The 10253-nt window shown below is 57.3% G+C and carries 6 protein-coding genes and 1 pseudogene; 6 read left to right on the forward strand and 1 reads right to left on the reverse strand.

Annotated features, from left to right (window positions below; genetic code table 11):
* The 3 genes from dnaA to gyrB form a co-directional block, all read left to right on the forward strand.
* Nucleotides 1–1079 (forward strand): chromosomal replication initiator protein DnaA (dnaA, locus tag WCA53_RS32335; protein ID WP_423921439.1); only part of this gene is annotated, 1079 nt, incomplete at its 5' end.
* Between the two features lie 245 nt (nt 1080–1324).
* On the forward strand, nt 1325–2437 hold the full coding sequence (gene dnaN, locus WCA53_RS32340) for a DNA polymerase III subunit beta (protein ID WP_423921444.1): 1113 nt from the start codon (nt 1325–1327) through the stop codon (nt 2435–2437).
* A 123-nt stretch (nt 2438–2560) separates the two neighbouring features.
* A complete protein-coding gene (gene gyrB, locus WCA53_RS32345) occupies nt 2561–5032 on the forward strand; it encodes a DNA topoisomerase (ATP-hydrolyzing) subunit B (RefSeq protein ID WP_423921449.1) in 2472 nt (823 codons plus the stop codon).
* Nucleotides 5033–5894: 862 nt separating this feature from the next.
* Here gyrB and WCA53_RS32350 read toward each other — a convergent pair.
* Nucleotides 5895–7661 (reverse strand): SWIM zinc finger family protein, encoded by a 1767-nt coding sequence (locus WCA53_RS32350; protein WP_423921452.1) that lies wholly within the window; start codon nt 7659–7661, stop codon nt 5895–5897.
* A gap of 800 nt (nt 7662–8461) precedes the next feature.
* On the opposite strand from WCA53_RS32350, the gene WCA53_RS32355 reads away from it, so the two are divergent.
* The 3 genes and pseudogenes from WCA53_RS32355 to WCA53_RS32365 all read left to right on the forward strand — a co-directional run.
* Entirely contained in the window at nt 8462–9274 is an 813-nt protein-coding gene (locus WCA53_RS32355) for a DUF2515 family protein (RefSeq protein ID WP_423921455.1), read from the forward strand.
* Nucleotides 9271–9897: a flagellar biosynthesis sigma factor gene (locus tag WCA53_RS32360; protein WP_423921458.1), complete on the forward strand. Its 627-nt coding sequence runs from the start codon at nt 9271–9273 to the stop codon at nt 9895–9897. The genes WCA53_RS32355 and WCA53_RS32360 overlap by 4 nt, the downstream gene beginning before the upstream one ends.
* Nucleotides 9898–10028: 131 nt before the next feature.
* Nucleotides 10029–10253 (forward strand): annotated as a pseudogene (locus tag WCA53_RS32365) (flagellar biosynthesis sigma factor); the annotation flags it as partial.

Genomic DNA, 10253 nt, shown 5'->3' on the forward strand with positions numbered 1-10253 from the left:
GCACATGGCGGCCGGCGGGAACGGCGGCATCGAATGGAGAAAGCGATTCCGCATACGAACGCTCAAAGCTCAATCCCGTTCTCACCTTCGAGAACTTCGTCACCGGTAAAGCGAATCAGCTCGCGCGGGCGGCCGCCATCCAGGTCGCTGATAACCCTGGCATTTCGTACAACCCGCTGTTCCTTTATGGCGGCGTTGGCCTGGGCAAGACGCACTTGATTCACGCGATCGGGAACCAGTTGTTGCAGGACAAAGCGGGCGCGCGCATCCGCTACATCCATGCGGAGCAATACGTGTCGGACGTGGTGAAGGCCTACCAGCGCAAGGCTTTCGACGATTTCAAGCGGTACTACCATTCGCTCGATCTGCTGCTGATCGACGATATTCAGTTTTTCTCCGGAAAATCGCGTACGCAGGAAGAGTTTTTCTACGCGTTCGAGGCGTTGGTGGCGAACAAGGCGCAGGTGATCATTACCAGCGACACGTATCCGAAGGAGATTTCGGGTATCGATGACCGGTTGATTTCACGCTTTGATTCCGGGCTGACGGTGGCGATCGAGCCGCCGGAACTTGAAATGCGCGTGGCCATCCTGATGCGCAAGGCGCAATCCGAGGGCGTGAGTTTGTCGGAGGATGTGGCCTTTTTCGTCGCGAAGCATTTGCGGTCGAACGTGCGCGAGCTTGAGGGCGCGTTAAGGAAGATTCTCGCGTTCTCGCGCTTTCATGGCCGTGAGATTTCGATCGAACTGACGAAAGAAGCGCTGAAAGACTTGCTGACCGTTCAGAACCGGCAGATATCGGTGGAAAACATTCAGAAGACGGCGGCCGATTTCTACAACATCAAGGTCGCCGATATGTACTCGAAGAAGCGTCCGGCGAATATTGCGCGGCCGCGTCAAATTGCCATGTATCTGGCGAAGGAATTGACGCAGAAGAGCCTGCCGGAGATTGGCGAGTTGTTCGGTGGCCGGGATCACACGACCGTATTGCACGCTGTGCGTAAGATTTCCGCGGAGCGGAGTACCGATGCCCAGTTGAACCACGAATTGCACGTGTTGGAGCAGACATTGAAAGGATAGGGAGGGGCGCCAGCACCCCCTGTTTATTGCCCTAATCGTCCCCATTTTCCTTTGGTGGGTTGGTTTTCAGGCACAATATGGGTTTGACCGCCCAGCGGCCTTGGGCGGCGTTTTGGCGTAAGCCTGGCACGTGCGACCGGCGGGGTCCGCTAGCGCGTGATTCGAGACTGTCCGAACGGTGAATGCGCTTTAGCAGAAGCGGTGCGACCAGCTACGGACGGCCGTCACATCAACGAAGGAACTCTATGCAACTGGTCAAGACCGAACGAGATAATCTTCTAAGGCCGCTGCAAACAGTGAGCGGAATCGTCGAACGCCGTCATACGTTGCCGATTCTCGCCAACTTGCTGATCACCAAGAACGGCGCCAACGTGTCGTTCCTTTCGACCGATCTCGAACTCCAGATCACCACGCACGCCGACTTCGGCACAGGTAGTGACCAGGTCGCCACGACCGTTGCCGCGCGCAAGCTGCTGGACATCCTGCGCGCCATGCCGCCGGGCGAAGTCTCGCTCGATCTCACCGACAAAAAATTGACCGTGCGCTCGGGCAAGAGCCGTTTCGCGCTCCAGACCCTCGCCGCCGACGAATTTCCGACCGTCAACCAGGCTACAGACTTCGGCGCGAGCCTTTCGGTTCCGCAAAAGACCTTCCGGCAATTGCTCGGCATGGTCCATTTCTCGATGGCGCAGCAGGACATCCGCTACTACCTGAACGGCATGCTTCTCGTGGTCGACGGCGACCAGTTGATGGCAGTCGCGACGGACGGACACCGGCTCGCGTTTTCGTCGATGAAAATCGAGGGCGCCGACGCCGCACACGCGCGCCAGGAAGTGATCATCCCGCGCAAGACAATTCTGGAATTGCAGCGCCTGCTTGAGGACATCGACGATCCGCTGGTGATCGATCTTGCCGCGAGCCAGGTCAAGTTCAAGTTCGGCCAGGTCGAACTCGTCTCGAAGCTTGTGGAAGGCAAATTCCCTGACTTCCAGCGCGTGATCCCGAAGTCGCACAAGAACACGTTCCTGATTGGCCGTGAAGAACTGCAGCGCTCGCTGCAACGCGCGGCTATTTTGACATCGGACAAATTCAAGGGCGTGCGCTGCCTGATCGAGCCGGGCCAGCTCAAGATCATGTCGACGAATGCCGACCAGGAAGAAGCGCAGGAAGAACTGGAAATCGCTTATCAGGGCGACAGCGTGGACATTGGTTTTAACGTCACGTATTTGCTCGACGTGCTCGCGAACCTGAAGATCGACATGCTGCAAGTGAGCCTGGGCGACGCAAGTTCGAGCGCCCTGATTACGATTCCCGAGAACGATGAATTCAAATACGTGGTGATGCCAATGCGCATCTGACGCGGCCAAAACCTAAAATTTTCCAAGGGGCGCATTGCCCCTTTGGCATTTTTATGGCGTTTCGAAAAGTCTCGTGCTTAACCGAGTAGTGACTGAGAAGTGACGCAGAACCGGAAAATATCCATGACTGAAAACCCAATTTCGCAACCCGACAACGCTTATGGCGCATCCTCGATCCAGATCCTCGAAGGTCTGGAGGCCGTGCGTAAGAGACCGGGAATGTATATCGGCGATACGTCGGATGGCACCGGTTTGCACCACCTCGTTTTCGAAGTGCTGGACAACGCCATCGACGAAGCGCTTGCGGGCCATTGCAACGACATTCACGTCACCATCCATGCCGACAACTCCATCTCGGTCACGGATAACGGCCGCGGCGTGCCTACCGGCCTGAAGCTCGACGACAAGCACGATCCGAAGCGCAGCGCCGCCGAGATCGTGATGACCGAACTGCATGCCGGCGGCAAGTTCGACCAGAACAGCTACAAGGTGTCCGGCGGCCTGCATGGCGTGGGCGTGTCGTGCGTGAACGGCTTGTCCGAATGGCTGCGCCTGACGGTGCGCCGCGACGGCAAGAAGCACTTCATGGAGTTTCATCGCGGCGTGGTGCAAAACCGCGAACTCGTCACGGAAAACGGCATTACGTATTCGCCGATGCCCATAGTCGGCGACACCGAAAATCGCGGCACCGAAGTGCATTTCATGGCTGACGTGACCATCTTCGGCAATGTCGAGTTTCACTACGACATCCTTGCCAAGCGCATGCGCGAATTGTCGTTCCTGAATAACGGCGTGCGTATTCGGCTGACCGACCAACGTGACGGCAAGGAAGACGACTTCGCGTTTATCGGCGGCGTGAAGGGCTTTGTCGAGTACATCAACAAGAACAAGCAGACGCTGCATCCGAACGTGTTTCACGCGATTGGCGAGAAGGACAACGTGACCGTTGAAGTCGCGATGCAGTGGAACGACAGTTACAACGAAAACGTGTTGTGCTTCACGAACAACATTCCGCAGCGGGACGGCGGCACGCACTTGACCGGCCTGCGCGCCGCGATGACGCGCGTGCTGAACAAGTACATCACCGATCACGATATCGCCAAGAAGGCGAAGGTCGAGACGAGTGGCGACGACATGCGCGAGGGGTTGTCGTGCGTGCTTTCCGTCAAGGTGCCGGAGCCGAAATTCAGCTCGCAAACCAAGGACAAGCTTGTTTCGTCCGAAGTGCGTGCGCCCGTTGAAGACGTGGTGGCGAAGGCGTTGGAGGATTTCCTGCAGGAGACGCCGATCGACGCGAAGATCATTACCGGCAAGATTATCGATGCAGCGCGCGCGCGCGATGCCGCTCGAAAGGCTCGGGAAATGACGCGTCGGAAGGGCGTGTTGGACGGCGTTGGGTTGCCGGGCAAGCTCGCCGACTGTCAGGAGAAGGATCCGGCGAAGTCGGAGATCTATATCGTCGAGGGCGACTCCGCAGGTGGATCGGCGAAGCAGGGACGGGACCGGAAGTTCCAGGCTATCTTGCCGCTGCGCGGGAAGGTGCTGAATGTGGAGCGGGCGCGGTTCGACAAGCTGATTTCATCGGAGCAGATTGTCACGCTGGTGACGGCGCTTGGGACCGGGTTGGGTAAGGACGATTACAACCTCGATAAGCTGCGGTATCACCGCATTATTATCATGACCGATGCTGACGTTGACGGCGCGCATATTCGGACGCTGCTGCTGACGTTCTTCTATCGGCAAATGCCGGAGATCGTGGAGCGCGGGTATATCTATATCGCGCAGCCGCCGCTTTATAAGATCAAGGCGGGCAAGGACGAACGGTATTTGAAGGACACGCACGAGCTTAACCAGCATATGTTGAAGCTGGCGTTGCAAGGGTCGGAGTTGGTTCCGGTTGAGGGTGCTGATCCTATTACGGGCGATGCGTTGGGGGAATTGGCGCGGGCTTATTTGCTGGCGCAAGCGGTGGTCGATCGGGTTAGCCGGTTCTATGACATGAACTCGCTTGAAGCGGTTATGGATGGGATCGTGCTTGATTTGTCCACGACGGAATCGACGGTTGTTTCGGCTGCGGCTTTGCAGGTTGCTTTGCGGGGCGATCCGTTGAAGCCTGAGGTTACGGTTGAGCCTACTTATGACAGCGTGCGGGAAATGCATTCGCTGCATATCAAGCGTAGGCATCATGGGAATGTGAAGGTTTCGGTCATCGATGAGGATTTTCAACTTACCGCGGACTATAAGCAGTTGTTGACTACCGCTAATACGTTCAAGGGGTTGATTGGGCCGGGGGCGGTGATTAAGCGTGGCGAGCGGTCGATGGCTGTTACGGACTTCAAGAGCGCGATGAAGTGGTTGATCGCCGATGCTGAGCGGAATGTTTCGAAGCAGCGGTATAAGGGCTTGGGTGAGATGAACCCCTCGCAGCTTTGGGAAACGACTATGGATCCTACGGTTCGGCGGTTGTTGAGGGTTCAGATCGAAGACGCGATTGCGGCGGATGGGATCTTTACTACGCTGATGGGCGATGATGTTGAACCGAGACGCGCGTTTATCGAGTCGAATGCGTTGCGGGCGGGGAATATTGATGTTTGATTTGTTTTGTAGCGGGAACCATAACCCTGAGATTTTGGGACTCATCCAACTGAAAATTTTTTGATGGACGAACTCCGATAGCTCAGTTTGGCGGCACGTAATTAAAGTCACAGCCGCGAGAACGACGGCCACCTCATTGAGGTGGCCGTCGTTTTTTCAGTCTGGGCACAATCAGGGAGGGAACCCGTATAGCCACGGTCTCTCCAAATCTGGTCTGTCGTGAATAATTTTCGATAAAAATCCAAAAAAATACCTTCGGGTGACAAAAGCTCGAATTGAGTGAAACAATCTCGAGCCTATGCCCAGTCTGGAACCCGTCGGTTACGAGCACCTAATCCGAACCTTTAACCTGCCTTTCCGGCCGCTCACGCACCCCTGTTTCATTAGCGGCTCAGTGAATCGGCGAGTACCTGCGCACAATGGATTCTGGTTCGACCTGAGTCAGTCGGACCTGTCGGCCCTCATTCGCATGGTGAAGTCCAACAATGGAAAGCTCTCGGCAAATAAGCGCAAGCAATACTATTCCTGCCCGAGAGCGTCATCGCTCGCATTGAGGAAGTGGTCAGGGAGTCTTTTCCCGAGGCTACAGGCGGTTCAGTCGGCGCTGCGGACGCCGATTCCCCTTGATTTGCAGGCCAACCCGCGGACGCTTGCTGTGCGCATCCGAAAACCTGCATGTTTTTCGAGGACAAGCGAAAAATCCCGAGTAACGTGAAAATTTCACGACCCAAGAACGGATTTTTCGACGCCGAGAGAAAGAATCCGCGGCTCGGGAGGGATTTCGCGAATGTCACTTCGGGGACCTTCGGGGACACTACGCGGCATTGACTAAGACGCTTGGCCGTATCGCCCGGCAGCAACTTCAAGACAGCGCGGCGAGCAGCTTGATGAAGTTGCGCTTCGCGCGATATGTCGCCCGAATCCCCTCCAGTTCAGTGGTGAATTCTGCACGTTCACCCAGCCTCACCCGCAGCATGCCGATGGCCCGCACGATTTCGAGCGCCTCGTCATACCGGGCGTTACGCGTACCGCCCTCGGCAGCGACCGGCAGCAGCCTGTGATAGAGGGCGATGGCGTCGTGCGGATGGGTCTTGCCACGGACAGCCGCCATTTCAGGCCACAGCTGAGTTGTGACCGGACCGCCGGTAAACGTTTCCCATGCAGTGTCGTTCTCTTTACGGGCAAGAAAAATTCTCACCAGTTCGCTCCGTGTCGAGCGCTGCCAGACGGTGCGCTTCGATTTTGCGACTGCCTCCTCTTCCCCGACCAGCGCCCAGAGGTGCGTGAGCGCGTGCTCCTGTGTCTCGTCATGCCTGCCTGTAGCCGTTGCAATCTTCATCAAGGCGCGAAACGCCTCGGCCGTCGGGTGCATGTCGAACCGGCGCCACGCGAATGCATCCGCCTTATCGAATTCGCTGCGACGCAGATACGCGTCTATGCAAAAGTCGAGCAGGCGCTGGTCAAAGCTCTTGCCGGATTCCTTGATGCCGCGCTCGGCCCACGCGAGCCCCTCGTCCGGGCGACCGTGCTTCACACAAACCTCCGCCACCAGCAGAAAGCGGTACGGACTCGATAGGTCCTTCGAGCGAACGCGAATCAACGTGTCCACGTCTCCGTCGAGTTCGGCCAGCGCCCCCATCGCGTGTTCGAGCTGCATGTGCGGCGAGGCGTATGACCGTTCCTTGCCCGGTGCGAGCGCGGGCAGCGCTTCCCAAGCCTCGCTGACGAGTTCGCGATAGCGGCTCAACCCGTCCTTGCCCAGTGGCTCCGCATAGGCCGGCAGGATGTTGTAGAACGTGTCCCACTTGCCTTCAGTCTGGAAGCGGAAGAGCCGCTCCGCGAGCTTCACCGGGTCGGGTCCGGTCAACGTGCAGGCATCGAGGTGAACCGCCGCCAGCTCGAGAATTGCCGGCATCACGTCGCCACCGGAGTCGTCAATCTGTTCGAGGCTCTTTTCCGCGCCGGCAATTGCCAGCTCGGACAGGTCGACCACCTGTGCGGCATGAGGTCCGGAAAGCCTCTGGCGCAGCATGTCGGCCAGCGACATCAGGCCATCGCCGTATGCACCCGACTCGCGCCAGTCCAGCGGCCGGGAAATGCGTGTCGCCTGCCTGACAGCGGCCTTCATGCCGGGCAAATCGGAGGCCCCCGCGGCACGCGCGGCGAACAGCAGCTTGTCCCGCAGCGTCAGGTCGCGTTCGACGGCGTCCATCAATAATTCCTGAAGCGCATCCTTGCCCAGCGTCGCCACGTATTCGCGAATCACTTGCTCGAAGGTTTTCCGCTGTTTGCGCGGCTTCCCCGGCGCCTGCTCTTCGGCGTGAAACACCTCTTCACCGGAATTTTCGAGCCAGGAGAGCGCAACGGCGACAGCGTGCTTGCAGAAGACCCCTTCGTCTCCCACCGGGCAGTTGCAGTCGTAAGCGAGCTCGCTATCGTCGACGGCGAGTTCGACCCGGTAACGGTGGGTGCCGTGTACGGTGGCGCGAACAGCTTCGTCGCGCTCGTCCAGGCGGGAGACGACGCCATCGTGGAAATAGGCCTTGCCGCGCGCAAACGTCTTCGTGTCGGCAAGCGACTGGACTTGGGCAAGAGTGAGAACTTCGGACAGCTTTGCAGACTGGGACATGGGGTGACTGGTGAAAAACGGATAATGCCGCGACGGGCGGCGCACAGGCACGATGATACGGTCAAAAACCATCGCTACCGTCTACCAAGGGAGCGACGACTTACCGACGCTCCGTCAGCAAAGACCCACAGGACAATGAGCTGTCACTGCGCACTCGTGCTTTGAATCGATGAGGATGCCACTCGTGCCCCGGATGGGCCGGCCGTCAGCATGCGCACCTCCATCGACGAATGGCCGCCGCTTGTCAAACGGATGGCGAAAAAGCTCGAAGCTAACGGTCAGCGCGGGCGAGACAATCGTCTACGACACGCGCAAGCCTTATGTGTTCGGATTTGTGTCCACCGTTCGGCAGTTGCTGATCGACCTGCCAGCACCGATTAACCACTTCTTGAAACTGCGCTTCTGCGGTCGGCCATCTTCCGCCCAGAAAAAGGCTGCGAATATCTCAAAAACATAGGACTCCGGCAATCTGCTAGGTTTACCCCTCGCTGAGAGTGGCCGCTTGATGTTAGGTGCGGTTAATTTTATATGTGAGCGTGCGTAGCAAACGCACGCTGCGGTGCGAAGTGAAAACGAAGCCGATAACAACGAGCAGGTCTCATGCCAAAGTGCGATAACCCAAGGTGTCCTATTTGTTACCCCAGCTGGAAAGAGGAGGAGGCGGCCGCCAAAAAGAGGGCGGAAGATGACAAACAAGACTGCATCAACTGCTGGCGCTTTTTTCAGAAGAAGGCTGAGGTTATCGTATCCGTTGACGATCCAGTCGCGCGCAACCGGCGCATCAATGCTGCCTACGCGCAATGTGGCTGGACGATCATCGGTTTCAATGGGCGGGACTCGCTGCATTTGCGTCCAAACAGGTCGGCTGCGGCCTGCTCAACGCCGCAGAGATGGTCGGCAAGTCGAACCGACAGCGGGACGCCTATCAGCAATGGGACAAATCCAGTGTGTCGCTTGAACGCCTGTCGCCTTATGCCTCGCCGCGTATGCCGGTGCCAGACCAGGTGTTCGGCGAAGGCGCACGAAAGGTTTATGAGATGCTGGCGAAGGGCAACACCGCGTTGTTTCTCGATGTATGGCCGCTGCACATGTTTTATAAGGAATTCGGACTGTCGCGTTTCAAAGAGTGCTTCCCAGAGCGGAAAATGCTGCGCGGGTCAGTGGTATGGCCGATCGGAGATAAGGTGTTGTTTGGCGAAGAGCGGCCCGAGATACTGAGAGGGTTCGGTGCGATCGACGTCGGCAATCTCACTGAAGGAGTCGCGCAACTGGCTCGCCACGAGCAACTCAATATCCTGCAACCCGCCATGTACGATGATCCGGGTTTTGCCATGTTGATGCGAGCCAACCAATTCGCGTGGGCGTTGAATATCCCGACCGGATCGGCGCGGGAAATCCAGTTGGCGCTCGTCAATCAATGCACGGTCACGGGTGCCAACGCGAAATACGAGATATTCAGCAGGGAGCCTCTGGCGAATCTTGCCAATGCGGACCAGCGAATGGCATTTGTGCTACGAGCGGCGCAGCGCTTTGACGACTTGCTAAAGCATCCGATCGAGCGCCATTCTGTCGAGAACTCCCTGTTCTTGCTTGCAGGAGGTCGTGGACGATGACAGAAACGCGAAGCAACAAATGGCAATGGTGGGTTGCGGGTCTAATTCTTGGATTTGCTGCTGTGTGGGGCGTCTATGTGAAAGCCAGACCGGCCGACGAAGTTGTGTTGACGATCGGCGAACCTTATACGCAGATACGTCAGCAATCCCGTTCGACGCTGCCGGTCCTTACCCGTGACAACAGAATTAACCTCTATGTCCGGCGGCCAGCCGTCCTACGGTTCAGCGACCCGCAATACGGATTTGTGACGCCCGCAGCAAAACTCTTAAGTCTTTATGCGGACGAAAGCGGCAAGGTCGTGGCAATAACAATTTCGCCGCAGGTTGATACGCTGAAGCTTGACGAGGCGATGCCGGTCCTCATCGATTTACAAAATCAGTTCCGGCGCGGAGGATGGCAACCGTTTCGCGTGAACGGAAATCCGCCTATTGAAGACAATCGGGATACACGTGTACACATACGAGATTGCGCCGCTCCCACGAGCTATTGGCAGGCGAGCAACAAGTATCAAATCTCTCTCAATATCCGTTGCTTCCGATCCGATGATCGTCCGAACGACGAGCGGTACTTGATCACGTTGGACCTTGGAACGCCTGTGTTTGGCGAACTGCCAAATGAATAGTCCTTCTCCTCCCGCGCCCAGATGACAAGCGGGACCGCATCAACCGCGGGCGTGTCTATCAGAAGAAGGCTGAGGCTATCGTATCCGTTGGCGATCCGATCGTGCGCAACCGTTGCCGGAGTTGGCGGACGATGAAAAAAACACGAACCACCCAATGGCGATGGCGGGTTGTCGGTCTAATTCTTGGATTTGCTGCTGTGTGGGGAATCTATGTGAAAGCCAGGCCAGTCGATGAAGTTGTTTTGACGCTCGGTGAACCTTATCAGAAGGTACGTCAGCAATCACACTCAACCCTGCCCCCTGCCGAGCCCAATGCAAACTGGGGCGGTTATGTCAGTCGTCCTGCGAGATTACAC

This window comes from Caballeronia sp., from assembly GCF_049581465.1.
GTDB lineage: Bacteria > Pseudomonadota > Gammaproteobacteria > Burkholderiales > Burkholderiaceae > Caballeronia.

Coding starts and splice junctions, on each gene's coding strand:
- dnaN (WP_423921444.1), top strand. CDS start 1,325: ATGCAACTGGTCAAGACCGAACGAGATAATCTTCTAAGGCCGCTGCAA.
- gyrB (WP_423921449.1), top strand. CDS start 2,561: ATGACTGAAAACCCAATTTCGCAACCCGACAACGCTTATGGCGCATCC.
- WCA53_RS32350 (WP_423921452.1), bottom strand. CDS start 7,661: ATGTCCCAGTCTGCAAAGCTGTCCGAAGTTCTCACTCTTGCCCAAGTC.
- WCA53_RS32355 (WP_423921455.1), top strand. CDS start 8,462: ATGTGGCTGGACGATCATCGGTTTCAATGGGCGGGACTCGCTGCATTT.
- WCA53_RS32360 (WP_423921458.1), top strand. CDS start 9,271: ATGACAGAAACGCGAAGCAACAAATGGCAATGGTGGGTTGCGGGTCTA.